Origin of the sequence: Flavobacterium glaciei, from assembly GCF_003350545.1 — a bacterium.
Lineage (GTDB): Bacteria > Bacteroidota > Bacteroidia > Flavobacteriales > Flavobacteriaceae > Flavobacterium > Flavobacterium glaciei.
On the sequence record NZ_QQBA01000013.1, the window covers coordinates 59,141 to 84,834 of the forward strand.

22 protein-coding genes and 4 tRNA genes are annotated in these 25,694 nt (G+C 34.1%); 24 read left to right on the forward strand and 2 right to left on the reverse strand.

Features of this window, described 5'->3' with window-relative positions; translation table 11 throughout:
* Positions 1-24: 24 nt before the first annotated feature.
* The 4 genes from DFR66_RS11325 (at position 25) to DFR66_RS11340 (ending at position 3,683) form a co-directional block, all read left to right on the forward strand.
* Positions 25-1,386, forward strand: a complete 1,362-nt coding sequence (locus DFR66_RS11325; protein WP_114754953.1) for a pyridoxal-phosphate dependent enzyme — start codon at positions 25-27, stop codon at positions 1,384-1,386.
* Between the two features lie 170 nt (positions 1,387-1,556).
* Positions 1,557-2,039, forward strand: a complete 483-nt coding sequence (locus DFR66_RS11330; RefSeq protein ID WP_114754954.1) for a 3'-5' exonuclease — start codon at positions 1,557-1,559, stop codon at positions 2,037-2,039.
* 87 nt (positions 2,040-2,126) lie between these two features.
* The gene (locus tag DFR66_RS11335; protein WP_114754955.1) at positions 2,127-3,398 is read left to right on the forward strand and encodes a DUF2851 family protein; all 1,272 of its coding nucleotides are present in this window, start codon (positions 2,127-2,129) and stop codon (positions 3,396-3,398) included.
* A 57-nt stretch (positions 3,399-3,455) separates the two neighbouring features.
* Complete coding sequence (locus DFR66_RS11340) at positions 3,456-3,683, forward strand: PspC family transcriptional regulator (RefSeq protein WP_086454432.1); 228 nt, start codon at positions 3,456-3,458, stop codon at positions 3,681-3,683.
* A gap of 36 nt (positions 3,684-3,719) precedes the next feature.
* Here the strand turns inward: DFR66_RS11340 and DFR66_RS11345 are convergent, their stop codons facing one another.
* Positions 3,720-5,186 carry an APC family permease gene (locus tag DFR66_RS11345; RefSeq protein WP_114754956.1) on the reverse strand — a complete coding sequence of 489 codons (1,467 nt, stop codon included), beginning with the start codon at positions 5,184-5,186 and terminating at the stop codon, positions 3,720-3,722.
* Positions 5,187-5,468: 282 nt separating this feature from the next.
* On the opposite strand from DFR66_RS11345, the gene DFR66_RS11350 reads away from it, so the two are divergent.
* The 20 genes from DFR66_RS11350 to DFR66_RS11445 all read left to right on the forward strand — a co-directional run bounded on the left by DFR66_RS11350 (position 5,469) and on the right by DFR66_RS11445 (position 23,981).
* A complete protein-coding gene (locus DFR66_RS11350) occupies positions 5,469-6,356 on the forward strand; it encodes a ComEA family DNA-binding protein (protein WP_114754957.1) in 888 nt (295 codons plus the stop codon).
* A gap of 166 nt (positions 6,357-6,522) precedes the next feature.
* Positions 6,523-7,692, forward strand: coding sequence for an acyl-CoA dehydrogenase family protein (locus DFR66_RS11355; protein ID WP_114754958.1), 1,170 nt, complete (start codon positions 6,523-6,525; stop codon positions 7,690-7,692).
* Between the two features lie 275 nt (positions 7,693-7,967).
* On the forward strand, positions 7,968-8,162 hold the full coding sequence (gene rpsU, locus DFR66_RS11360) for a 30S ribosomal protein S21 (protein ID WP_035670421.1): 195 nt from the start codon (positions 7,968-7,970) through the stop codon (positions 8,160-8,162).
* A gap of 70 nt (positions 8,163-8,232) precedes the next feature.
* Entirely contained in the window at positions 8,233-9,129 is an 897-nt protein-coding gene (locus tag DFR66_RS11365; RefSeq protein WP_114754959.1) for a tyrosine-type recombinase/integrase, read from the forward strand.
* A gap of 35 nt (positions 9,130-9,164) precedes the next feature.
* A complete protein-coding gene (gene hpf, locus DFR66_RS11370; protein ID WP_114754983.1) occupies positions 9,165-9,467 on the forward strand; it encodes a ribosome hibernation-promoting factor, HPF/YfiA family in 303 nt (100 codons plus the stop codon).
* A 91-nt stretch (positions 9,468-9,558) separates the two neighbouring features.
* Positions 9,559-9,632: transfer RNA gene (locus DFR66_RS11375), tRNA-Thr, on the forward strand.
* A gap of 33 nt (positions 9,633-9,665) precedes the next feature.
* A tRNA-Tyr gene (locus DFR66_RS11380) sits at positions 9,666-9,746 on the forward strand.
* A gap of 79 nt (positions 9,747-9,825) precedes the next feature.
* A tRNA-Thr gene (locus DFR66_RS11385) sits at positions 9,826-9,897 on the forward strand.
* A 54-nt stretch (positions 9,898-9,951) separates the two neighbouring features.
* Complete coding sequence (tuf, locus tag DFR66_RS11390; protein WP_099714543.1) at positions 9,952-11,139, forward strand: elongation factor Tu; 1,188 nt, start codon at positions 9,952-9,954, stop codon at positions 11,137-11,139.
* A gap of 59 nt (positions 11,140-11,198) precedes the next feature.
* Positions 11,199-11,269 (forward strand) — tRNA-Trp (locus DFR66_RS11395).
* A 17-nt stretch (positions 11,270-11,286) separates the two neighbouring features.
* Positions 11,287-11,484 (forward strand): preprotein translocase subunit SecE, encoded by a 198-nt coding sequence (gene secE / locus DFR66_RS11400; protein ID WP_114754960.1) that lies wholly within the window; start codon positions 11,287-11,289, stop codon positions 11,482-11,484.
* Positions 11,485-11,494: 10 nt separating this feature from the next.
* The gene (nusG, locus tag DFR66_RS11405) at positions 11,495-12,046 is read left to right on the forward strand and encodes a transcription termination/antitermination protein NusG (RefSeq protein ID WP_114754961.1); all 552 of its coding nucleotides are present in this window, start codon (positions 11,495-11,497) and stop codon (positions 12,044-12,046) included.
* 68 nt (positions 12,047-12,114) lie between these two features.
* Positions 12,115-12,552, forward strand: coding sequence for a 50S ribosomal protein L11 (gene rplK, locus DFR66_RS11410; RefSeq protein WP_035639405.1), 438 nt, complete (start codon positions 12,115-12,117; stop codon positions 12,550-12,552).
* Positions 12,553-12,565: 13 nt separating this feature from the next.
* Positions 12,566-13,255 carry a 50S ribosomal protein L1 gene (gene rplA / locus DFR66_RS11415; protein ID WP_039111376.1) on the forward strand — a complete coding sequence of 230 codons (690 nt, stop codon included), beginning with the start codon at positions 12,566-12,568 and terminating at the stop codon, positions 13,253-13,255.
* 22 nt (positions 13,256-13,277) lie between these two features.
* The gene (rplJ, locus tag DFR66_RS11420) at positions 13,278-13,790 is read left to right on the forward strand and encodes a 50S ribosomal protein L10 (RefSeq protein ID WP_114754962.1); all 513 of its coding nucleotides are present in this window, start codon (positions 13,278-13,280) and stop codon (positions 13,788-13,790) included.
* A gap of 90 nt (positions 13,791-13,880) precedes the next feature.
* Positions 13,881-14,249: a 50S ribosomal protein L7/L12 gene (rplL, locus tag DFR66_RS11425; RefSeq protein WP_114754963.1), complete on the forward strand. Its 369-nt coding sequence runs from the start codon at positions 13,881-13,883 to the stop codon at positions 14,247-14,249.
* Positions 14,250-14,525: 276 nt separating this feature from the next.
* Entirely contained in the window at positions 14,526-18,338 is a 3,813-nt protein-coding gene (rpoB, locus tag DFR66_RS11430; protein ID WP_114754964.1) for a DNA-directed RNA polymerase subunit beta, read from the forward strand.
* Between the two features lie 305 nt (positions 18,339-18,643).
* Positions 18,644-22,957 carry a DNA-directed RNA polymerase subunit beta' gene (gene rpoC, locus DFR66_RS11435; protein ID WP_114754965.1) on the forward strand — a complete coding sequence of 1,438 codons (4,314 nt, stop codon included), beginning with the start codon at positions 18,644-18,646 and terminating at the stop codon, positions 22,955-22,957.
* A 3-nt stretch (positions 22,958-22,960) separates the two neighbouring features.
* Complete coding sequence (locus tag DFR66_RS11440) at positions 22,961-23,272, forward strand: DUF3467 domain-containing protein (RefSeq protein ID WP_114754966.1); 312 nt, start codon at positions 22,961-22,963, stop codon at positions 23,270-23,272.
* 349 nt (positions 23,273-23,621) lie between these two features.
* Entirely contained in the window at positions 23,622-23,981 is a 360-nt protein-coding gene (locus tag DFR66_RS11445; RefSeq protein ID WP_114754967.1) for a hypothetical protein, read from the forward strand.
* An 83-nt stretch (positions 23,982-24,064) separates the two neighbouring features.
* Here the strand turns inward: DFR66_RS11445 and DFR66_RS11450 are convergent, their stop codons facing one another.
* On the reverse strand, positions 24,065-25,654 hold the full coding sequence (locus DFR66_RS11450; protein WP_114754968.1) for a peptide chain release factor 3: 1,590 nt from the start codon (positions 25,652-25,654) through the stop codon (positions 24,065-24,067).
* Positions 25,655-25,694 lie beyond the last annotated feature (40 nt).

Below are 25,694 nucleotides of genomic sequence, written 5' to 3' on the forward strand. Positions count from 1 at the left end.
TCACAAACTTAAATTCATTCAAAAATGCGCTACGCAGAAAATATATTAGGCACGATAGGTAATACCCCATTAGTGAAATTAAACAAAGTTACTTCAGAAGTAGAGGCTTTGGTACTTGCAAAAGTCGAAACATTCAACCCTGGAAATTCCGTAAAAGACAGAATGGCCGTAAAAATGATTGAAGATGCTGAGGCAGATGGGCGCTTGAAACCAGGCGGAACCATCATCGAGGGTACTTCGGGGAATACCGGAATGGGATTAGCATTAGTAGCTATCATAAAAGGGTATAAACTGATTTGTGTGATTTCAGACAAACAGTCTAAAGAAAAAATGGATATTCTTCGTGCCGTTGGAGCCAAAGTGGTGGTTTGTCCTACGGATGTGGAGCCAACTGATCCGCGTTCTTATTATTCAGTTTCTAAACGATTAGCAGATGAAACTCCTAATTCTTGGTATGTAAATCAGTATGATAATCCTTCAAATGCGATAGCGCATTACGAGCAAACGGGTCCTGAAATTTGGGAGCAAACGGAAGGTAAAATCACTCATTTTGTTGTTGGTGTTGGAACTGGAGGAACAATTTCAGGAGTAGCAAAATATTTGAAAGAGAAAAACCCAAACATTAAAATCTGGGGAATAGATACTTACGGTTCTGTTTTTAAAAAATACCACGAGACTGGAATTTTTGATGAAAATGAAATTTATTCTTACATCACCGAAGGAATTGGAGAAGATATACTTCCTAAAAATGTTGATTTTTCTTTAATAGACGGTTTTACAAAAGTAACGGATAAAGATGCTGCGGTTTACACTAGAAAAATTGCGCTCGAAGAGGGAATATTTGTAGGGAATTCAGCTGGAGCGGCTATAAAAGGATTGTTACAGCTTAAAGAACATTTCAAACCTGAAGATGTTGTAGTTGTGCTTTTCCATGATTCTGGAAGTCGCTATGTGGGTAAAATGTTCAATGATGATTGGATGCGCGAACGTGGTTTTCTGGAAGAAGAAATCACAAAAGCAGAGGATGTAATCAAAGATCATATCGATAAACCATTAATCGTGGTGCGTACAGAAGAATTAGTTTCGCATGCTATTGAGCGTATGCGTAAATACAAGATTTCGCAAATTCCCGTAATTGATATCACTGGTTTTGTAGGTTCTGTTGATGAAAGTGATTTGTTTCAAAGTTACGTTGCTGATAAAGATGTAGCCGATAAACCGATTAAAGATATAATGGGTAAGCCTTTCCCAGTCGTGAAACACGGAACACCTATTGAAGAAGTTTCTAAATTATTTACTAAAGAAAATGAAGCTGTTTTAGTAGAACTTGCAAATGGGAATCACCATATTATAACTAAATACGATATTATTGGTTCTATAAAATAACGAATTAAAATAATATATTAAGGCCTACAGTGTTTTTATATTGTAGGCCTTTTATTTTTGAGTTTTTTTAATGCATATACGTTTTCTTGATGTTAAAAATGAAATGTGTTACAGCAACTTGATTTTTTGAGCGTATTTTTGTGTTTTATAAATTTTAATATACTGTCAAATTGAATTTTACTGCTATAGATTTTGAGACTGCAATAGGTTATAACCCTTGCTCAGTAGGTATTGTAACTGTTGAAAACGGAATAATTGTTGATGAATTTGTTACCTTGATACAGCCACCTAATAATTACTATTCTCCTGCTACAATTAGAGTTCACGGCATACATCCTTTCGATACAGAATACGAAAAAACTTTTGCAGAAGTATATCCTGAAATTCACAAACGGCTATACAATCGTGTAGTTGTTGCTCATAATGAAAGCTTTGATAGGAATGTTTTGGCAAAATCGATGGCTAATAATTATTTAGATTATGCTGATTTAAATATCGCAGATCGATGGGAGTGTACAGTAAAAATTTATAGAGCTAAAGGGCTTAGACCAGCAAAACTAAGTGATTGTTGTCGCGAAATGAATATAGCGCTCAATCATCATGAAGCGCTTTCAGATGCTCGTGCCTGTGCAAAATTGTATTTGATGAAATAAAAAATGTATTTCACTTTTGTAGCTATTATTTTATACTTGTAAGTAGATTATTTTCACTACTTTAGTGTGAAGTGAAATATAAAAAGTATGAAAGAAGATTTTCTTCATTACATTTGGAAGTTTAAGAAATTCAATATTCTCGATTTAAAAACACAGCAGGGTGAGTCTTTGACTATTATTCACGCGGGTCAATATCTAGAACTTTCGGGTCCTGACTTTTTTAATGCTCAAATAATGATTGAAAATCAAAAATGGGCGGGAAATGTTGAAATTCATATAAAATCTTCAGATTGGTATGCGCATCATCACGAGAAAGATGATGCCTATGACAGTGTAATATTACATGTTGTTTGGGAACATGACACCGAAATTTTCAGGAAAAACAATACAGAGATTCCTGTTCTGGAGCTTAAAAATGTGGTTGACACCTCCATCCTTAACAATTATCAATCTCTTATAGCTCCTAAATCATGGATTTTTTGTGAAAAACAAATTTCTCAAGTCGATGATTTTGTTTTAAAAAATTGGCAAGAGCGATTATTTTTTGAGCGATTAGAACGCAAATCTAAAGCTATTTTTGAATTGTTAACGCAAACCAATCAAGATTGGGAAGCGGTTTTGTTTTGTCTCCTAGCCAAGAATTTTGGACTAAACACAAACGGAGAAATATTTTTTAAAATTGCACAATCAATTCCTTTTGCTACAGTAAGAAAGGAAAGTTTTGAAGTTGAAAATCTAGAGGCTTTGCTTTTTGGAACAGCTGGATTGTTAGATACAGAAAAAGAGGATAATTATTTTAAGGATATGAAATTCAGGTATTTTTATCTGCTTCATAAATATCAATTAGAGAAATATAGTATTGAGCCGGTGCAGTTTTTTAAACACCGTCCGGATAATTTCCCTACTATAAGACTTTCTCAATTGGCAAATTTGTATCATTCACAACAAAACTTATTTTCAAATATTAGCGTTTTAAAGTCTTTACAAAGTTGTTATGATTTATTCCAAATTACTTCTTCAGAATATTGGAACACACATTATCAGTTTGATAAAGTAAGTCCTAAAAAGAAGAAATCGCTCTCTAAATCATTTATTGATTTGATTGTCATAAATACTATTATACCCATACAGTTTACTTATTTTAAAAGTATAGGCAAAGAGGTTTCGGAGGATTTTATTAATCTTCTCAAAGAAATCACACCCGAAAAGAATTCAATTATTGATAAGTTTAGTTCTTTTGGAATTACCTCAAAAAATGCTTTTGATACACAAACTCTTTTGCAATTGAAAAATGAATATTGTAATCAAAGCAAGTGTTTACAATGTAGTATAGGGACTGACCTACTTAAAAACAAATAATTATGTGCCAGTGCATATGATAATAATTGTATTTTTGTGTTTCTATATTCAAGTATTATGTCAGCAATTCTAAAACTAAAATTTTTTTTTGAGAAACATGGGTTTCATGTGTCTTCAAGGTTAGCAGACACATTAGGAATGCGCGCTAGTAGTGTTCGTTTGTTCTTTATATACTTATCTTTTGTAACAGTTGGATTGTGGTTTGCAGTGTATCTTACACTTGCATTTTGGATGAAATTAAAAGATCTTATTCGCGCCAAGCGTACTTCTGTTTTTGATCTATAAAAAAAGGCTCCTTAGTTAAAAGGAGCCTTTCTTGTTTTATTCTTGGATGTCATTGTTTAATTTCGAATTTCGTTTACCGTATAAGAAATACACTAAAATTCCAAATAGTAACCATCCTAAAGAAAACAATTGAGCTTTTGTACTTAAATTAATCATTAAGTACGTATTGATCAAAATACCGCAAACCGCAATTACTGGTAAAGCAGGGACTTTAAAAGTACGTTCTAAACCTGGTTGTTTTATTCTTAAAATCCAAACCGCAATACAAACCATAGTAAAGGCAAATAAAGTACCAAAACTGGTCATATCTGCTAGTTCGTTAATAGGAGTAAAGGCAGCAACAACTGCAATAAACCCTCCTAAGATCATTAAATTAGTTTTTGGTGTTCCAGATAACGGATTGATTTTAGAGAAAACGGCAGGAATTAATCCATCCTTAGACATTCCTAAAAATATTCTAGATTGTCCCATAATCATTACCATCAATACAGAAATTAAACCAATAGTTGCAGCAATAGTGATAATATAACCCGCCCAAGCTTGTCCGGCAATATCAAATGCATAAGCTACCGGAGCTTTAATAGCTTCTGGGTATTTCCCTAGTGGATTAAAATCTTGGTAACTCATCATACCTGTTAATACTAGTGATACTAAAATATAAAGAACTGTACATACTAATAAAGATACAATAATAGCAAAAGGCACATCTTTTTTAGGATTGATAGCTTCACCGGCTTGAGTAGAAACAGCATCAAAACCTACATAAGCAAAGAAAATTGCAGCAGCTCCAGAAACAATACCACCCACACCATATGCTTGATGTGTTCCAGATTTATCAACAATTTGGGTTGCTTCTGGAATAAAAGGCGTCCAATTATCTACATTTATAAAAAAAGCACCAGCAATAATTACAAAAATTACAGCAGAAACTTTTAAAATTACGATGAAGTTATTTGCTTTAGCAGCGCTTGAAGTTCCTTTGATAAGTATGGAAATAACAAATAGTACTATTAAAAAAGCTGGCAAGTTCATTGAAAAACCTTCTCCAGTATAACTAGCTGGATCTGAAGTTAGCCAATCGGGGAGTTTTATACCAAACATTTTGAGCATTTTGTTAAAATATCCCGACCAAGAAACGGCAACCGTCATGGATCCCATAGCATATTCTAATATTAATCCCCATCCTATAACCCATGCAAAAACTTCCCCAATTGTCCCATAAGCATAGGCGTACGCAGAACCTTCAACGGGTAAAATGGAAGCAAATTCTGAATAACATAATGCTGCAAATACACAGGCAATACCTGCAATAATAAATGAAATGGCTAATGCTGGACCAGCATGGTAATAAGCTCCTGTTCCGGTAAGTACAAAAATACCTCCACCTATAATTGCTCCAATACCAATAGCAGTAAGGCTCCACTTTCCTAAAACTCGTTTTAATTCACTTTTTTTCATATCAGCTTCAAAAGCTGATACTGGTTTAACTCTCCAAATTGACATGGTTGTATGGTGTTTTAAGTTATTAAGCTCCAAATGTATTGTTTTTTATAAAAAATAAAAATAATAATTGAATTTTAAGTTGTAAAAAAGTTATTTTTCTGTCTTTTTTTTGGGTTGAGTGTTAGATATAACTTTTTCTGATTGTTGAGTTTTGTTGTGTAATGTGTTTTTTTGAAAAATATTTATTTCTTATAAATATTTTCTCCTTCAAAGTGATTAGGTCTTGATTTAATTTATAAATTTAGGAATGTTAAATTTATAGCACTAATCCTTATACCTGTAATGAATTTTAAAACACCAGGAAGTTTCTTTAATTTTACTCGAGAGCAACGCACGGGTATCTTTGGTTTGTTCGTAATTATAATTCTTTTCCAAACGATTTATTTTTTTACGGACATTAGTTATGCAACCAAGGAATATTCAGATAAACAAAAATGGCTTTCACTCCAGTCTGAAGTGGACTCTATGAAAATTGAAGCCTCTAAATCTTTGCCTAAAATATATCCCTTCAATCCTAATTTTATAACTGATTATAAAGGATACAAGTTAGGAATGTCTGTAAAGGAAATAGATCGCTTATTGAGTTTTAGAAAAGAAAATAAATATGTTAATTCGCCAAAGGAGTTTCAAAATGTGACCAAAATTTCGGATTCATTGTTGAATGTGCTGTCTCCTTATTTTAAATTTCCTGAATGGGTAAATAATAAGAAAGAATTTAAAGAATTTACAAAATATCCAAATCAGGCAATCGCAACAAAAGGAAAAAATGTTTTAATCGATATTAATCAGGCAACAAAGGAAGATTTAATTAAAATTTACGGAATAGGCGAAGCCATTTCTTTGCGGATTTTAAAACAAAAAGAAATTTTAGGAGGATTTGTTTCCATGGAACAAATGAATGATGTTTGGGGATTGTCACCTGAAGTTATTGAAAATTTGAATTTACATTTCAAAGTTTCGACACTTCCAAATATTAAAAAAATAGATGTTAATAATGCTTCGTTAAAAGAGCTTTCCCAGTTTTATTATTTCAGATATGCTTTAGCAAAAGAAATAGTTACTTACAGAAGTATGAATGGGGATATAAATAATATTGAGGATTTAACAAAAATTAAGGGATTTCCTGTTGATAAAGCAAGAATAATTGGCTTATATTTGGACTTTAATTAGAAGTGTCAAATTTTCAGCTACGTTAATGTGTGTTTTAACACATTTTCTTAAAGAGATAAATTACTTTTTTTTATTCAATAATTATTTTAACTGTTTAAAAATAAATCTGAAACATTATTTTATTATTATGTTTCAATAATACTATTTGTTAAAAAAAATACAATATATGAATTCAAATTATTTTACTGAAGAACACCAAGCATTTAGGGAAAGTTTAAAAGATTTTTTGCAGAAAGAAGTTGTTCCGCATATTGAAAAATGGGAAAAAACGGGTACTATAGAACGTTTCATATGGGAGAAATTTGGCGAGATGGGTTACTTTGGTATTGCATATCCAGAGGCATATGGCGGTTTAAATCTCGATTTATTTTACACTGTTATTTTTCTTGAAGAATTACAAAAAATAAAATCATCAGGTTTTGCTGCTGCAATGTGGGCACATGGGTATTTAGCTATGACTCATTTAAACGCAGAGGGTGATGAAAGAATAAAGCAAGACTATTTAGTACCAAGTATTGCTGGAAAGAAAATAGGAGCATTGTGTATCTCAGAGCCTTTTGGAGGTAGTGATGTTGCGGGAATGCGAACTAACGCTGTGAAAAAAGGAGATAAATATATCATCAATGGTTCCAAAACATTTATAACAAACGGTGTTTATGCTGATTATTACATTGTAGCAGCAAAAACAAATCCAGAACTCGGTAATAAAGGAATTAGTATTTTCTTAATGGATACAGGTCTTAAGGGAATATCTGCTTCAAAACTTGATAAATTAGGATGGAGAGCTTCAGATACTGCTGAAATTGCATTTGACAATGTAGAAATTCCTGCCGAAAACTTAATGGGTGAAGAAGGAAAAGGATTTCCGTACATCATGCAGCATTTTGCTTTAGAGCGTTTAATTATGGCTATTAATGCGCACGCTAGAGGAGAGTATGCAATTGATTATACGATTGATTATATGTCGCAGCGTGAAGCTTTTGGTAAAAAAATAAGTAAGTTTCAAGCACTAAGGCACACTCTTGTAGAGCATGCTACAGAGGTGGAGCACTGCAAAATTTTTAATTATGCTGCTGTAGCTCGACTTGACAAAGGAGAATATGTAGTTAAGGAGGCGACTATGGCTAAATTAAAATCAACTAAGGTTGCTGATGAAGCTATTTACAGTTGTTTGCAAATGTTAGGTGGTTATGGTTACATGGAAGAATATCCATTAGCGCGTTTGTTTAGAGATAGTCGTCTTGGGCCTATTGGTGGCGGTACATCTGAAATCTTAAAAGAAATTTTAGGAAAAATGATTATTGATAATCAAAATTATGAACCTGCTGTAAAATAGTTTGGTTCTCTTGTGTGTAAGGTACGAATTGTAAATAATAGTAAGAGTCTTGTTTTTTCAAGACTCTTTTTTTTGTGTGAAGGATAGAAGTGGAAATCCTTTATGGATGCGTAGCAGTAAATAAAGATTGTAGCGGATAGCCTGACGGCAAGCAGTTATGTTCAAGGAATCAAAACACGTCATAGCCGGCACACCTAAAATAAATAACAATAAATAGCGATAAAGTAAAAATAATGACTACTTTTGCACACTTAAAGAAAGGGGGTGTCTATATTATGTTAATTATACCAATTAAAGACGGAGAAAATATCGATAGAGCGTTAAAACGTTACAAAAGAAAATTTGATAAAACAGGAACTGTTCGTCAACTAAGAGCGCGTACTGCTTTTATTAAGCCTTCAGTAACCAATAGAATCAAAATTCAAAAAGCGGCTTATATCCAAAATATGAGAGATAACTTAGAGAGTTAGTCAATATCTATTAAAATAAATTACCGTTAGTCATTAAAAGTTTTATAACTTTGATGCTAACGGTTTTTTTATGATTACTAACAAAGAAGCATTTCGGAATTATTTGCTGTTGGAGAAAAAGTATTCTTCACATACCGTTACTGCGTATTGTAATGATGTTGATTCTTTTGAAACATATAATGCCTTATATTTTGAACAAGAGAGTATAGAGCAAGTAAATTACAGTCAAGTTAGAAGTTGGGTTGTGTCCCTTGTTGATAGGAATATATCAAATACCTCGGTTAACAGAAAAATCGCATCCTTAAAAGCGTTTTATAAATTTCTATTGAAAACTAAGCAAATAGAAGTAAATCCGTTATTGAAGCACAATGCATTAAAGGCTCCAAAGTTGTTGCAGATTCCTTTTTCTGAAAAGGAGGTTGTTGAAGTCTTGGATTTTATGCAAAATATTTCTGGTTTTGAGGGAATTAGAAACAAACTTATTGTGGATTTATTTTATGCTACAGGAATGCGTAGAGCGGAGCTGATAGGATTGAAAACTTCAAATATTGATTTATCTAGCAGTACTATAAAAGTTTTGGGAAAGAGAAATAAGGAGCGAATTCTGCCTGTTTTGCCAATAATAAAAGAGCAATTCGATATATACTTGAAAGAGCGATCAGCCTTGATGTCTATTGTGAATGAGGATTATTTATTTCTAACAAAAAAAGGGTTAAAATTAAATGATTCCTTTGTGTATCGATTAATAAATTCTTACTTTAGTACTGTCTCCGAAAAAGTGAAAAAAAGCCCCCATATATTAAGACATACTTTTGCAACGCATTTGTTAAATAATGGAGCAGATTTAAATTCAGTCAAGGAGTTATTAGGGCATTCTAGTTTGGCATCTACGCAAATATATACACATAGTAGTTTATCAGAACTAAAAAGTGTTTATAAAGAAGCTCATCCACGGGGACGCAAGTAATTTTGAGTAATGTTTAACAATTAAAAAAAATGATTATGAAGGTAAGTGTTCATGCAGTTAACTTTACTGTTGACAAAAAGCTAGTAGATTTTGTTCAAGAAAGAATGGACAAGTTGGAAAAGTATTATGACAAAGTAGTGTCAGCAGATGTTTTTTTGAAGGTTGAAAATACAAGCGATAAAGAAAATAAAATTGCCGAAGTAAAAATCAATGTTCCTGGAGATGATTTTTTAGTAAAAAAGCAATGTAAAACTTTTGAAGAAGCAGTTGAACTTTCGGCAGAATCTTTAGAGAGAATGTTAGTAAAAAGGAAAGAAAAAATAAGTTCACACATTTAATATGATTTTTTTTTAAAAAAATGTTTTGATTGAGAGATAAAATCTCTACATTTGCAGTCCGTTAGAAATAGCGGACTTTTTTTATTGATTCGCCAGCGTAGCTCAGTTGGCTAGAGCAGCTGATTTGTAATCAGCAGGTCGTGGGTTCGAGTCCCTCCGCCGGCTCAAGACCGTAACGGGATGGCAATAGAAAAAGTAGGGGAGATACTCAAGCGGCCAACGAGGGCAGACTGTAAATCTGCTGTGTGAACTTCGCAGGTTCGAATCCTGCTCTCCCCACAAGAATTAATTGTTGGATTGAAAATTTCAGATTGAAAAGTCTAAAGTTAGGAATCTAAGCTCTTTAATCAAGGGTTCTGCCGACTTAGCTCAGAGGTAGAGTGCTTCCTTGGTAAGGAAGAGGTCACGGGTTCAATTCCCGTAGTTGGCTCAAGTAAGAAGGAAATTGAAATAAATATATAAACTAGATTAAAAATTAAGTAAAATGGCAAAAGAAACCTTTAACCGTTCGAAACCACACTTAAATATTGGTACGATCGGACACGTAGATCACGGTAAAACTACTTTAACAGCAGCAATCACAAAAGTGTTATCTGATGCTGGTTACTGTCAAGCAAAATCATTTGATCAAATTGATAATGCTCCTGAAGAAAAAGAAAGAGGTATTACAATTAACACATCACACGTTGAGTATGAAACTGCTAACCGTCACTACGCACACGTTGACTGTCCTGGTCACGCGGATTACGTAAAAAACATGGTTACTGGTGCTGCTCAAATGGATGGTGCTATCCTTGTTGTAGCTGCAACTGATGGACCAATGCCACAAACACGTGAGCACATCCTTTTAGGTCGCCAAGTTGGTATTCCTAGAATGGTAGTATTCATGAACAAAGTGGATATGGTTGATGATGCTGAGTTGTTAGAACTTGTTGAAATGGAAATTAGAGACTTATTGTCTTTCTATGAATATGATGGAGATAATTGTCCAGTTGTTCAAGGGTCTGCTCTTGGAGGATTGAATAATGATCCAGCTTGGGTACCAAAAATCATTGAATTGATGGAAGCTGTTGATAGCTGGATTGAAGAGCCAGTTCGTGATACAGAAAAACCATTCTTGATGCCGGTTGAGGATGTATTTACAATTACTGGTCGTGGAACTGTTGCTACAGGTCGTATCGAAACTGGTATTGCTAATACAGGAGATGCTGTTGAAATCATTGGTATGGGAGCTGAAAAATTAACTTCTACTATTACAGGAGTTGAGATGTTCCGTAAAATCCTTGATAGAGGAGAAGCAGGAGATAACGTAGGTTTATTGTTACGTGGTGTTGATAAAGAATCTATCAAAAGAGGAATGGTTATCATTAAGCCAGGATCAGTTAAACCACACGCTACTTTCAAAGCTGAGGTTTATATCTTGAAAAAAGAAGAAGGTGGTCGTCACACACCATTTCATAATAACTACCGTCCGCAGTTCTACGTACGTACAACTGACGTAACAGGGGTTATTACTTTGCCAGAAGGTGTAGAGATGGTAATGCCAGGAGATAACTTAACTATTAATGTTGCTTTGTTAAGCCCAATCGCAATGAGCGTTGGTTTACGTTTTGCTATCCGTGAAGGTGGTAGAACAGTAGGTGCTGGTCAAGTAACTGAAATTGTAGGATAATCTACTTTTAATAATTTCAAAAAGTAGTGTCGTTTAACGATGACACTACTTTTTATTCTACGGGCGTAGTTCAAGGGTAGAATAGCGGTCTCCAAAACCGTTGATGGGGGTTCGAATCCCTCCGCCCGTGCAAAAAAATAAATCATAATGACAAAAGTTGTTAATTACATATCAGAAGCATTTGAGGAATTAAAGTCAAATGTAACTTGGCCAGCTTGGGCTGAGGTTCAACGTCTAACGATTGTTGTTGCTGTTTTTTCAATATTATTTGCTTTGGCAACTTGGGGTGTAGATGAAATTTTCGCAAAAGCTTTGGCTGGATTTTTTAATTGGATAAAAGCATAATTTTTTTGTTATGGCAGATAATAATATTAAAAAGTGGTATGTCGTTAGAGCAGTAAGTGGTCAAGAAAATAAAGTAAAAGCTTATATTGAGACTGAAATTGCGCGATTAGGAATGGGTGATTATGTTTCGCAAGTTTTAGTACCTACTGAAAAAGTAGTTACGGTAAAAGAGGGGAAGAAATTAGTTAAAGACAAGGTTTATTTTCCTGGTTATGTTATGATTGAAGCAAATCTTATTGGAGAGATACCTCATATTATTAAGTCTATAACAAGCGTTATTGGTTTTCTAGGTGAAATTAAAGGTGGTGAACCAGTTCCATTAAGAATTTCGGAAGTAAACAGAATGTTAGGTAAGGTAGATGAGTTAGCTGTAAATACAGATACCCGTTCTATTCCATTTAACATTGGTGAGACTATTAAGGTTGTTGATGGGCCTTTTAATGGTTTTAATGGTACTGTCGAAAAAATAAATGAAGAAAAGCGTAAACTGGAAGTAATGGTTAAGATCTTTGGAAGAAAAACACCATTAGAGTTGAGTTTTATGCAAGTTGAAAAAGTATAATTTTTTGTTACATCTATAATATCCGCTTCAATCGCTTCCAATGATTGTTGTGTTAAATTTTTTAAAAAATGGCTAAAGAAATTAGTAAGGTAGTTAAACTACAAGTTAAGGGAGGTGCTGCGAACCCGTCGCCACCGGTTGGACCTGCTTTAGGAGCTGCTGGGGTAAACATCATGGAATTCTGTAAGCAATTTAATGCTAGAACTCAAGATAAACCCGGCAAAATATGCCCAGTACAAATTACTGTGTATAAAGACAAATCATTTGATTTTGTTGTAAAAACTCCTCCAGCGGCTGTCCAATTATTGGAAGCTGCAAAGCTAAAGTCAGGATCTGGTGAACCAAATCGTAAAAAAGTAGCTAGCGTTACTTGGGATGTTATCAAGGCAATTGCTGAAGATAAAATGGTAGATCTAAATGCATTCACAATCGAATCTGCTATGAGCATGATTGCTGGAACAGCTAGATCTATGGGTATAACTGTATCAGGAGATTCTCCTTTTTAATTAAGAGAAAGACATGGCAAAATTGACAAAAAAGCAAAAAGAGGCTGCTTCAAAAATTGAAAAGAACAAATTATACTCTTTAAAAGATGCAGCTGCATTGATAAAAGTAATTGCTTCTGCAAAATTTGATGAGTCTGTTGATATCGCAGTTCGATTGGGTGTAGATCCAAGAAAAGCGAATCAAATGGTTAGAGGTGTGGTAACATTACCTCATGGAACGGGTAAGGATGTTAAAGTATTAGCATTAGTTACTCCAGATAAAGAAGCGGAAGCTTTAGCAGCTGGTGCAGACTATGTAGGTCTTGACGATTACCTTCAAAAAATTAAAGACGGTTGGACAGATGTAGATGTTATCATCACAATGCCTGCTGTAATGGGTAAATTAGGTCCATTAGGTCGTATTTTAGGACCTAGAGGTTTAATGCCAAACCCTAAGACAGGTACTGTAACTATGGATGTTGCAAAAGCTGTTCAAGAAGTTAAAGCTGGTAAAATCGATTTCAAAGTTGATAAAACTGGTATCGTACATGCAGGAATTGGTAAAGTTTCTTTTGGAGCTGAACAAATTTATGACAATGCACACGAAATTATTCAAACATTAATCAAACTTAAGCCAACTGCTGCTAAAGGTACCTATATTAAAGGTATTCACCTTACAAGCACTATGAGTCCTGCAATTGCATTGGATCCAAAAGCAGTATAATTGGTAGTTAATAATTTTTAGTATGACTAGAGAAGAAAAATCAATCGCGATTGAAGATTTAACTGCACAGTTAGCTGGTACAAATATCATTTATATATCTGATATTTCAGGACTTAACGCAGAGACTACTTCAAGCTTGAGAAGAGCTTGTTTTAAAGCAGGTATAAAATTAGAGGTTGTAAAAAACACTTTGCTTGCAAAAGCAATGGAAGCTTCTGATAATGATTATGGTGATTTACCATCTGTATTAACAGGTAATAGCGCTATATTTATTTCAGATATTGCAAATGCACCTGGAAAAATAATTAAAGATTTTAGAAAAAAATCAGCTAAACCTGTACTAAAGGGTGCTTATATTAATTCTGAAATTTATATTGGAGATGACCAATTAGATGCATTAGCAACTATTAAATCTAAAGAAGAGCTTATTGGCGAAATCATTGGATTGCTTCAATCACCAGCTCAAAGAGTTATTTCTGCTCTTCAAAACCAATTCGCAAAAAGCGAAGAGGCTACAGAAGAAGTAGAAGCATAATAAAACAGACTTTATAGTCTAAGTTTTATTTTAAAAAGCGCACAATAAATAAATTATATTTTTACAAATCATTTTAAAACGATAGAAAAAATGGCAGATTTGAAACAATTCGCAGAACAATTAGTTAATCTTACTGTAAAAGAAGTTAACGAATTAGCAACAATATTAAAAGATGAGTACGGAATCGAACCAGCTGCTGCAGCTGTAGTAGTTTCAGGTGGTGGAGAAGCTGCTGCTGAAGAAGTACAAACAGAATTTACAGTTGTATTAAAAGAGGCTGGTGCTTCTAAATTAGCAGTTGTAAAATTAGTTAAAGAACTTACAGGTTTAGGTTTGAAAGAAGCTAAAGATGTAGTTGATAGCGCACCAAGTAATGTAAAAGAAGGTGTAACTAAAGAAGAAGCTGAAGGGCTTAAAAAATCTTTAGAAGAAGCTGGAGCTGTAGTTGAACTTAAATAGTTAAACTTAGTTTAAAGAATAAGGTTTAGGTCTTGGGTTTTATCACCCAATGACCTAAACCATTTTTTCGTATAACAAAAGTCTAGCTTGTATAATTGCAGATTAGTCTTTTAAATTAAATTCATTTTACCCATTACGAGGAAAAAAAATTAACAGATAATAAGAAAGTAGTTATCTTAAATTGGTTTTTAAAGATGTATTGGTCGTAAAATATAAGTATAAATAGATATTATTTGTACAAAAAAATTACTTTTTTAATCAAAATTTTGTCCATTGATGATAACAAATCAGACTGAAAGATTGAATTTTGCCTCTACAAAAAATATTCCTGATTATCCAGATTTTCTAGATGTTCAGGTAAAATCGTTTAAAGATTTTTTTCAATTAGAAACTAAATCTGACGAAAGAGGCGACGAAGGGCTTTACAATACCTTCATGGAAAATTTCCCAATTACTGATACAAGAAATAACTTTGTATTGGAATTCCTTGATTACTTTGTTGATCCACCTCGTTACACCATTCAAGAATGTATAGAAAGAGGTCTAACCTATAGTGTTCCTTTAAAAGCAAGGTTAAAACTATATTGTACGGATCCAGAACATGAAGATTTTGAAACTATTGTACAAGATGTTTATCTTGGTACAATTCCTTATATGACACCAAGCGGTACCTTTGTTATTAATGGTGCTGAGCGTGTAGTTGTTTCTCAATTACACAGATCTCCTGGTGTTTTCTTTGGTCAATCATTCCATGCAAATGGTACAAAATTGTATTCTGCCAGAGTAATTCCTTTTAAAGGTTCTTGGATAGAATTCTCTACAGATATAAACAGTGTTATGTATGCTTATATCGACAGAAAGAAAAAATTACCTGTAACTACTTTATTCCGTGCTATTGGATTCGAAAGAGACAAGGATATCCTTGAGATTTTTGATCTTGCTGAAGAAATTAAAGTTTCTAAAACAGGTTTAAAAAAATATATCGGTAGAAAATTAGCGGCTCGTGTATTGAATACATGGCATGAAGATTTCGTAGATGAAGACACTGGTGAAGTAGTTTCTATCGAACGTAACGAAATAATCCTTGATAGAGATACCATTATTGATAAAGATAATGTAGAAGAAATCATTGATTCTAACGTTAAATCTATTTTGTTACATAAAGAAGATGCTAATCAAGGTGATTATGCAATCATTCATAATACGTTACAAAAAGATCCAACAAACTCTGAAAAAGAGGCTGTTGAACATATCTACAGACAATTACGTAATGCTGAACCGCCTGATGAAGAAACGGCACGTGGTATTATTGATAAATTATTCTTTTCTGACCAACGTTATAACTTAGGTGAAGTAGGTCGTTACAGAATTAATAAAAAATTAGGGTTAGATACTCCAATGGAAAAGCAAGTCTTGACCAAAGAGGATATCATTACTATAGTTAAATATTTGATCGAATTGATCAACTCTAAAGCAGAGATTGATGATATTGATCACTTATCAAACCGTCGTGTTAGAACAGTTGGCGAACAATTGTCTCAACAATTCGGTGTTGGTTTAGCACGTATGGCGAGAACTATTCGTGAGAGAATGAACGTTAGAGATAACGAGGTGTTTACACCAATAGATTTGATTAATGCAAAAACATTATCGTCTGTTATCAACTCTTTCTTTGGTACAAACCAGTTGTCTCAGTTTATGGATCAAACGAATCCACTTGCCGAGATTACGCACAAGAGAAGATTATCAGCACTAGGACCAGGTGGACTTTCAAGAGAAAGAGCAGGTTTTGAGGTACGTGACGTTCACTATACGCATTACGGACGTTTATGTCCAATTGAAACTCCTGAGGGACCAAACATTGGATTGATTTCATCTCTTGGTGTTTATGCTAAAGTAAATGGAATGGGTTTCATCGAAACTCCATACCGTAAGGTAACTAACGGAGTTGTTGATTTAAATGCTACTCCAGTGTATTTAAGTGCTGAAGAAGAGGAAGGAATGTTAATTGCTCAGGCAAACATTCAAATGGATGCTGCTGGTAAAATAACTGCCGAAGACGTTATTGCACGTCAAGAAGGTGATTTTCCAGTTATTGAACCTTCTAAAGTAGATTATACTGATGTTGCTCCTAACCAAATTGCTTCGATTTCTGCATCTTTGATTCCTTTCTTGGAACATGATGATGCGAATAGAGCTTTGATGGGATCTAACATGATGCGTCAGGCCGTACCATTAATTCGTCCTGAAGCTCCTATTGTTGGAACTGGTTTAGAGCGTCAAGTAGCTTCTGACTCTAGAGTATTGATAAATGCTGAAGGAGATGGAGTTATTGAATATGTAGATGCAAATATCATCACTATCAAATACGATCGTTCTGAGGAAGAAAGAATGGTAAGTTTTGAGCCAGATGAGAAAACATACAATCTAATTAAATTTAGAAAAACCAATCAAGGTACAAGTATCAACCTTAAACCTATCGTAAGAAAAGGGGATAGAGTGGTTCCTGGACAAGTATTATCTGAAGGATATGCGACTCAAAATGGTGAATTAGCTTTAGGAAGAAACCTAAAAGTTGCATTTATGCCATGGAAAGGGTACAACTTCGAGGATGCGATTGTAATTTCTGAAAAAGTGGTTCGTGACGATATTTTTACCTCTATTCACGTTGATGATTATTCATTAGAGGTTAGAGATACTAAATTAGGTAACGAAGAACTAACGAACGATATACCGAACGTTTCTGAAGAAGCTACAAAAGATTTAGATGAAAATGGTATGATTAGAATTGGAGCCGAGGTTAAACCTGGTGACATTCTTATCGGAAAAATTACTCCAAAAGGGGAATCAGATCCTACTCCTGAAGAGAAATTGCTTCGTGCAATCTTCGGGGACAAAGCAGGTGATGTAAAAGATGCTTCATTAAAAGCATCTCCTTCTTTACATGGTGTTGTTTTAGACAAAAAATTGTTTGCAAGAGCAGTAAAAGATAAACGTAAACGTACTCAAGATAAAGATGCTTTAGGAGCACTTGAAATGGAGTTTGAAGTTAAATTTGTTGAATTAAAAGACAAATTAGTTGAAAAACTTTTCTTGATCGTAAACGGAAAAACCTCTCAAGGTGTAATGAATGATTTGGGCGAAGAAGTTTTACCAAAAGGTAAAAAATACACTCAAAAAATGCTTTATGCTGTTGAAGATTTTGCTCACTTAAGTAAAGGTCAATGGGTTGCTGATGATGCAACTAATAAAATGGTTAATGATTTAATTCATAACTATAAAATCAAATTGAACGATTTACAAGGTGCATTACGTAGAGAAAAATTCACTATTACTGTTGGAGATGAATTGCCGGCAGGAATCTTGAAATTGGCGAAAGTATATATTGCCAAAAAACGTAAGTTGAAAGTTGGGGATAAAATGGCAGGACGTCACGGTAACAAGGGTATTGTTGCTCGTATTGTTCGTCATGAAGATATGCCTTTCCTTGAAGACGGAACACCAGTTGATATTGTGTTGAACCCATTAGGTGTACCTTCACGTATGAACATTGGTCAGATTTATGAAACAGTGCTTGGTTGGGCTGGTATGAACTTGGGTAGAAAATTTGCTACACCAATTTTTGACGGAGCAACTTTAGACCAAATTAATGAATTGACTGACGAAGCTGGAATACCACGTTTTGGACATACACATTTATATGATGGTGGTACAGGAGAGCGTTTCCATCAAGCTGCAACAGTAGGAGTTATCTACATGTTGAAACTTGGACACATGGTTGACGATAAAATGCACGCACGTTCTATAGGTCCATACTCGTTGATTACACAACAACCACTTGGAGGTAAAGCTCAATTTGGAGGTCAACGTTTTGGTGAGATGGAGGTTTGGGCACTTGAGGCTTATGGAGCATCAAGTACTCTTAGAGAAATCTTGACTGTTAAGTCTGATGATGTTATCGGTAGAGCAAAAACTTACGAAGCAATCGTAAAGGGTGAATCTATGCCAGAACCAGGATTACCTGAATCATTCAATGTGTTAATGCATGAATTGAAAGGTCTTGGTTTAGATATCAGATTAGAAGAATAATATTCAGTAAAAAGTGGTCAGTGTTCAATGTATGTTGAATACTGAACACTGATTACTTTTTAAATTAGTTTTCAAGATTTATACCCGTAAACCGTTCCGATTTTTTATTGAGTTGTACGGCTCATTAATTAGCACTTCAAGCAAGGACTTGAGGTTTAGAGAAGTAATTCGAGGTAATGTTACAGTCATAAAGTCAAATGTCTTAAAGTTTTAAAGTCTAGTGTGACTTTCGACTTTCGACTTTCAAACTTTCGACTTAAACAAGAATCAATTTTTTAATTGCAAATAAATCAATAGTAAAAACTATGATGAATAATAGAAATAATAACAATAAGGATAAAAACCCTGTAAAAAGGTTTAATAAAATCTCAATCGGACTTGCTTCTCCTGAATCTATTTTGAAAGAATCAAGAGGTGAAGTGTTGAAACCGGAAACTATCAACTACAGAACGCACAAACCAGAGCGTGATGGTCTTTTTTGCGAACGAATTTTCGGACCCGTAAAAGATTTTGAATGTGCTTGTGGTAAATATAAAAGAATACGTTACAAAGGAATCATCTGTGACCGTTGTGGTGTTGAAGTTACAGAGAAAAAAGTACGTAGAGACAGAGTAGGTCACATCAATCTTGTTGTGCCAATTGCTCATATCTGGTATTTCCGTTCTCTTCCAAACAAAATTGGTTATATCCTTGGTCTTCCATCTAAGAAATTAGATATGATTATCTACTACGAAAGATACGTAGTTATTCAGGCTGGTATTGCTAAAAATGCAGATGGAGAATCATTACAAAGATTAGACTTTTTGACAGAAGAAGAATATTTAAATATTTTAGACACTCTTCCTGCTGACAATCAGTATCTTGATGATTTTGATCCAAATAAATTTGTTGCCAAAATGGGAGCAGAGTGTATTATGGATTTATTAGCAAGAATTGATCTTGATGCTTTGTCTTACCAATTAAGACATAACGCTAACAATGAAACGTCTAAACAACGTAAAACTGAAGCTTTAAAAAGATTACAAGTTGTTGAATCTTTCCGTGAGTCTAACTTGAACCGTGAAAATCGTCCAGAATGGATGATTATGAAAGTGGTACCAGTTATTCCACCAGAATTACGTCCGCTTGTGCCACTGGATGGAGGTCGTTTTGCAACTTCAGATTTAAATGATTTATATCGTCGTGTAATTATACGTAACAACCGTTTGAAAAGATTAATGGAGATTAAAGCTCCAGAAGTTATCTTGAGAAACGAAAAGCGTATGTTGCAAGAATCAGTAGATTCACTTTTCGATAATACACGTAAAGCATCTGCTGTAAAAACAGAATCTAACAGACCATTAAAATCACTTTCTGACTCGTTAAAAGGTAAGCAAGGACGTTTCCGTCAAAACTTACTTGGAAAACGTGTGGATTACTCTGCTCGTTCGGTAATTGTTGTTGGACCTGAATTGAAATTATCTGAATGTGGTATCCCAAAAGATATGGCAGCAGAGTTATACAAACCTTTCGTTATCCGTAAATTGATAGAAAGAGGAATTGTAAAAACTGTAAAATCAGCTAAAAAAATAATAGATAAGAAAGAGCCTGTAGTTTGGGATATCCTTGAAAATGTAATCAAAGGTCACCCAATATTACTGAATCGTGCTCCTACTTTGCACAGACTAGGTATTCAAGCATTCCAACCAAAATTAATTGAAGGAAAAGCAATCCAATTGCACCCTTTAGTTTGTACTGCATTTAATGCGGATTTTGATGGGGATCAAATGGCAGTTCACTTGCCATTAGGACCAGAGGCTATTCTAGAAGCACAACTATTAATGTTGGGTTCTCATAATATTCTGAATCCTGCAAATGGAGCACCAATTACGGTACCTTCTCAGGATATGGTTTTGGGTCTATACTATATGACCAAAGAACGTTTATCTACTCCAGAGCTTAAAATTTTAGGAGAAGGAATTACTTTTTATTCAGCTGAAGAAGTAAATATTGCTTTGAATGAAGGAAGATTAGAATTGAATGCTAGAGTAAAAATTAGAGCAAAAGATTTTAATGAAGCTGGGGAATTAGTATACCAAATTATTCAAACAACTGCAGGTCGTGTATTATTTAATGAAGTAGTACCGGAAGCAGCTGGATATATCAATGATGTATTGACTAAGAAAAACCTTAGAGATATTATCGGTCACGTTTTGAGTTCTACTGATGTGCCTACAACTGCCGCTTTCTTGGATAACATGAAAGACATGGGGTACAAATTTGCCTTCAAAGGGGGATTGTCATTCTCTCTTGGAGATATTAGAATTCCAGATCAGAAACCTCAATTAATTGCCGACGCAAGAGAGCAAGTAGGTGGAATTTCTGCAAATTATAACATGGGTCTTATTACAAATAACGAGCGTTACAACCAAGTTATTGATGTATGGACTTCAGCAAATGCACAATTGACAGAGTTAGCAATGAAAAACATTAGAGAAGACCAACAAGGTTTCAACTCAGTGTATATGATGCTTGATTCTGGAGCAAGGGGTTCCAAAGAACAGATTCGTCAGTTAACTGGTATGCGTGGTTTGATGGCTAAGCCTAAAAAATCGACTGCTGGTGGTGGTGAAATTATTGAAAACCCGATTCTTTCTAACTTTAAAGAAGGTCTTTCTATCCTTGAGTACTTTATTTCTACTCACGGTGCGCGTAAAGGTCTTGCGGATACGGCATTGAAAACTGCCGATGCAGGATATTTAACAAGAAGATTGCATGATGTATCTCAAGATGTTATTGTTAACATTGAAGATTGTGGTACATTAAGAGGTGTAGAAGTGTCAGCATTGAAGAAAAATGAGGAAATTGTTGAATCATTAGGAGAAAGAATTTTAGGACGTGTTGTTTTACAAGATGTAATTAACCCTTTGAATAATGAAGTTTTAATTCAATCAGGACAACAAATCACTGAGGCTATTATGAAAACGATCGACGCTTCTCCAATCGAGAAAGTGGAAGTTCGTTCACCATTGACTTGTGAAGCGTTAAAAGGTATTTGTGCAAAATGTTACGGTAGAAATTTAGCTACTGGTAAAATGACACAAAGAGGAGAAGCAGTTGGTGTTATTGCAGCACAATCTATTGGAGAGCCTGGTACTCAGTTAACATTACGTACATTCCACGTAGGTGGGGTTGCGGGTGGTATTTCTGAAGAATCAAGTATCATTACTAAATTCAACGGTAAACTTGAAATCGAAGATTTAAAAACGGTTAAAGGTGAAGATGGAGAAGGTAATGCAGTTGATATTGTTGTTTCTCGTTCTACTGAATTGAAATTAATTGATGAAAGAACAGGCATCTTATTAAGTACAAATAATATTCCTTACGGTTCAAGTATTTTCGTTAAAGACGGTCAATCTGTTTCTAAAGGAGATGTGATTTGTAAATGGGATCCATATAATGGAGTTATTGTTTCTGAGTTTACCGGTAAAATTGCTTACGAAGATTTAGAGCAAGGTCAATCATTCATGGTTGAAATTGATGAGCAAACTGGTTTCCAAGAAAAAGTAATTTCTGAATCTAGAGCTAAAAAATTAATACCAACTTTATTGGTTTACGGTAAAGAAGGTGAACTAATTCGTTCTTATAACTTACCAGTTGGAGCCCACTTAATGGTTGAAAACGGTGAGAAAATTAAAGCAGGTAAAGTATTGGTAAAAATCCCACGTCGTTCTTCTAAATCAGGAGATATTACTGGAGGTTTACCTAGAATTACAGAGTTGTTAGAAGCTCGTAATCCTTCAAACCCAGCTGTAGTTTCTGAGATTGATGGTGTTGTTTCTTTTGGAAAAATCAAAAGAGGAAACCGTGAGATTGTTATCGAATCTAAATTTGGGGACGTTAGAAAATACTTGGTTAAATTATCAAGCCAAATTCTAGTTCAAGAAAATGACTTCGTAAGAGCAGGGGTACCTTTATCTGATGGTGCAATTACTCCGGATGATATTTTAAGAATTCAAGGGCCAGCAGCTGTTCAGCAGTATTTGGTTAATGAAATTCAAGAAGTATACCGTTTACAAGGGGTAAAAATTAACGACAAACACTTTGAGGTAGTTATACGTCAAATGATGCGTAAAGTAAGAGTACAAGATCCAGGTGATACTTTATTCTTAGAAGACCAATTAATTCACACTAAAGATTTTATCGTTCAAAACGATAAATTGTATGGTATGAAAGTAGTTGAAGATGCTGGAGATTCTAGTGCATTGAAAGAAGGACAAATTATTACGCCTCGTGAGTTGCGTGATGAAAACTCTCTTTTGAAACGTACAGATAAAAATCTTGTTGTAGCTCGTGATGTTGTTACTGCAACAGCAACGCCAGTTTTACAAGGTATTACAAGAGCATCGCTTCAAACTAAATCGTTTATTTCTGCTGCATCTTTCCAAGAAACTACTAAAGTATTGAACGAAGCTGCTGTTGCAGGTAAAATCGATTACTTAGAAGGATTGAAAGAGAATGTAATTGTAGGACATAGAATCCCTGCCGGAACAGGTATGAGAGAATATGACAATACAATTGTAGGTTCAAAAGATGATTATAATGATATGATGGCTAACAAAGAAGAATATATTTACTAAAATATGAGTAATTCTAATCAACAACAAGAGCAAATTAATATTGAGCTAGATGAAAAAATTGCTGAAGGAATTTATTCCAACTTAGCAATAATAAATCACTCTTCATCAGAGTTTGTTTTAGATTTTGTAAGTATCATGCCTGGTATTCCTAAAGCTAAGGTGAAATCAAGAATTGTCTTGACACCACAACATGCTAAAAGATTGTTGAAAGCAATAGGAGAAAACATTCACCGTTTTGAAGTCGCTCATGGCGAAATAAAAGACAGTGAACAAGCACCAATACCGCTTAATTTTGGTCCAGCAGGACAAGCATAATATATCAAAGGCTCCAGAAATGGAGCCTTTTTTTATGAATTAATTCTTTCTTTTATAATGTACCTATTGACCTTGTGCATTTGATTTAAGATGTATAATAGTGCTACTTTAATATTTCTCTACTATTTGTTCTTGAAATTTTTAATTTCTAAAATAAAATGAACAGTATTTTTTTACTGATAAAATGACGTTAAGAAACCTTTAAATTCAATAGCTTAATAACAAGTTTGTGTTTTAAACGATTATTAAGGTGCTTTATCGAAAATATTTTTTGCTGGTAAATAAATGATATACTTTCGTTCTCGAGATAGGGAATTAAATCCCATCCATCTTAAAAAAACGAATTGTTATGAAATATTTTTCTTTAAAAGCTGACACTAAAGGGATTTCAAATCTCTTGATAATGTTTGTTTTTATATTAATGTCAAACGTATCTGTATTTGGTCAATCTACTCAAAAGCTAGTTGATGTTAGTACTATTGAAGTTAACAGTAATTCTAAAAAAGAAAATGTTTCAGCAGCTTCTTCTTCAAATAGTATGAATTTTGTATTGTGGTTTATGGGTACGAAACAAGGTCCAAATGGTACAATGTCTAAAGAAAATTCAAGTGCAAAAATAAAGGTTATAACTTCAGGTTCTGCTCCAAACCGTTTGTTAATCAAAGCTTTTTTAAAGAAAGCGGTAGATACTGACAGTATGGTTTCTTAGTTGGAGATTTATTTTAAAAGGTATATAAAAAAAACGCTAATTCTAAATTAGCGTTTTTTTTTGTTTTAGATGCAACGTTTTTCTTATTCGAACTCAGAAGTAAAGAATAATTTCACATTTGGATATTTATTTTGTGTCATCTGGATTGTAAAGTCAGAATCGGCTAGAAACACTAATTGTCCGTATTTATCATGCGCCAAGAATTTTTGTTTGATTCTTCTGAACTCTTTAAATTCTTCACTTTTTGGATCATTTGGTTTAGCCCAACAAGCTTTATGTACAGGGAAATTTTCATAGGTACATTTAGCTCCGTACTCATGCTCCAGACGGTATTGGATTACCTCGTATTGCAATGCTCCCACTGTTCCAATAATTTTTCTGTTGTTCATTTCAAGTGTAAACAATTGCGCAACTCCTTCATCCATTAACTGATCAATTCCTTTGTCTAGCTGTTTGGCTTTCATAGGATCAGCGTTGTTAATGTATCTAAAATGCTCAGGAGAAAAACTTGGAATGCCTTTAAAGCTCATTAATTCTCCTTCGGTAAGTGTATCACCAATTTTAAAATTACCAGTATCGTGTAAACCAACTATATCTCCAGGATACGAAATATCTACAATTTCTTTTTTCTCAGCAAAAAAAGCATTTGGACTAGAGAATTTTAAATTTTTCTTTTGTCTTACGTGATAATATGGTTTGTTTCTTTCAAAAGTTCCTGAAACGATTTTAATAAATGCGAGTCTGTCTCGGTGTTTAGGATCCATATTGGCATGGATTTTAAACACGAAACCAGACATTTTTTGTTCTTTAGGATCTACGAGTCGTGTCTCGGAATCTTTAGCTCTTGGGGAAGGAGCGATTTCTACAAAGCAGTCAAGCAATTCTCTAACCCCAAAATTATTCAATGCAGAACCAAAGAAAACGGGTTGTAATTTGCCGTCTAAATAATCTTGTCTGTCAAATTTTGGATATACTTCGTCAATTAATTCTAACTCTTCTCTAAGTTTATCGGCTGGTTTTTGACCAATAATTTTTTCTAGTTCTGGATTTTGTACATCAGAAAAAGCAATTGTTTCTTCAATATTTTTTCTGCTATCTCCGCTGAACAAGTTGATATTTTGTTCCCAAAGATTATAAATTCCTTGAAAATCATAACCCATTCCTATTGGAAAGCTTAATGGTGTTACGGTTAAACCCAGTTTTTGCTCTACCTCGTCCATCAAGTCAAAGGCGTCTTTTCCTTCTCGGTCTAATTTATTGATAAATACGATAATTGGAATTTTTCGCATTCTACAAACAGCTACTAATTTTTCCGTTTGTTCTTCAACACCTTTGGCAACGTCAATAACAACTATAACACTGTCAACAGCAGTTAAGGTTCTAAAAGTGTCCTCGGCAAAATCCTTGTGACCCGGAGTATCGAGAATATTAATTTTTTTGTCTTTATAATTGAATGCTAAAACCGAAGTAGAAACCGAGATTCCTCTCTGGCGTTCAATTTCCATAAAGTCACTCGTAGCACCTTTTTTAATTTTATTATTTTTTACCGCACCAGCTTCTTGAATCGCACCACCAAAAAGGAGGAGTTTCTCTGTAAGTGTTGTTTTTCCGGCATCAGGATGTGAGATAATCCCGAAAGTTCTTCTGCGTTGTATTTCTTCTAAAAAGCCCATAAATATATCAATAGTTTGCAAAAGTACTATTTATATATGC

What these genes read in the sequence shown, in the direction of transcription:
- DFR66_RS11325 (WP_114754953.1), top strand. Translation starts at nt 25, where the DNA reads ATGCGCTACGCAGAAAATATATTAGGCACGATAGGTAATACCCCATTA.
- DFR66_RS11335 (WP_114754955.1), top strand. Translation starts at nt 2,127, where the DNA reads ATGAAAGAAGATTTTCTTCATTACATTTGGAAGTTTAAGAAATTCAAT.
- DFR66_RS11340 (WP_086454432.1), top strand. Translation starts at nt 3,456, where the DNA reads ATGTCAGCAATTCTAAAACTAAAATTTTTTTTTGAGAAACATGGGTTT.
- DFR66_RS11345 (WP_114754956.1), bottom strand. Translation starts at nt 5,186, where the DNA reads ATGTCAATTTGGAGAGTTAAACCAGTATCAGCTTTTGAAGCTGATATG.
- DFR66_RS11350 (WP_114754957.1), top strand. Translation starts at nt 5,469, where the DNA reads ATGAATTTTAAAACACCAGGAAGTTTCTTTAATTTTACTCGAGAGCAA.
- DFR66_RS11355 (WP_114754958.1), top strand. Translation starts at nt 6,523, where the DNA reads ATGAATTCAAATTATTTTACTGAAGAACACCAAGCATTTAGGGAAAGT.
- rpsU (WP_035670421.1), top strand. Translation starts at nt 7,968, where the DNA reads ATGTTAATTATACCAATTAAAGACGGAGAAAATATCGATAGAGCGTTA.
- DFR66_RS11365 (WP_114754959.1), top strand. Translation starts at nt 8,233, where the DNA reads ATGATTACTAACAAAGAAGCATTTCGGAATTATTTGCTGTTGGAGAAA.
- hpf (WP_114754983.1), top strand. Translation starts at nt 9,165, where the DNA reads ATGAAGGTAAGTGTTCATGCAGTTAACTTTACTGTTGACAAAAAGCTA.
- tuf (WP_099714543.1), top strand. Translation starts at nt 9,952, where the DNA reads ATGGCAAAAGAAACCTTTAACCGTTCGAAACCACACTTAAATATTGGT.
- secE (WP_114754960.1), top strand. Translation starts at nt 11,287, where the DNA reads ATGACAAAAGTTGTTAATTACATATCAGAAGCATTTGAGGAATTAAAG.
- nusG (WP_114754961.1), top strand. Translation starts at nt 11,495, where the DNA reads ATGGCAGATAATAATATTAAAAAGTGGTATGTCGTTAGAGCAGTAAGT.
- rplK (WP_035639405.1), top strand. Translation starts at nt 12,115, where the DNA reads ATGGCTAAAGAAATTAGTAAGGTAGTTAAACTACAAGTTAAGGGAGGT.
- rplA (WP_039111376.1), top strand. Translation starts at nt 12,566, where the DNA reads ATGGCAAAATTGACAAAAAAGCAAAAAGAGGCTGCTTCAAAAATTGAA.
- rplJ (WP_114754962.1), top strand. Translation starts at nt 13,278, where the DNA reads ATGACTAGAGAAGAAAAATCAATCGCGATTGAAGATTTAACTGCACAG.
- rplL (WP_114754963.1), top strand. Translation starts at nt 13,881, where the DNA reads ATGGCAGATTTGAAACAATTCGCAGAACAATTAGTTAATCTTACTGTA.
- rpoB (WP_114754964.1), top strand. Translation starts at nt 14,526, where the DNA reads ATGATAACAAATCAGACTGAAAGATTGAATTTTGCCTCTACAAAAAAT.
- rpoC (WP_114754965.1), top strand. Translation starts at nt 18,644, where the DNA reads ATGATGAATAATAGAAATAATAACAATAAGGATAAAAACCCTGTAAAA.
- DFR66_RS11440 (WP_114754966.1), top strand. Translation starts at nt 22,961, where the DNA reads ATGAGTAATTCTAATCAACAACAAGAGCAAATTAATATTGAGCTAGAT.
- DFR66_RS11445 (WP_114754967.1), top strand. Translation starts at nt 23,622, where the DNA reads ATGAAATATTTTTCTTTAAAAGCTGACACTAAAGGGATTTCAAATCTC.
- DFR66_RS11450 (WP_114754968.1), bottom strand. Translation starts at nt 25,654, where the DNA reads ATGGGCTTTTTAGAAGAAATACAACGCAGAAGAACTTTCGGGATTATC.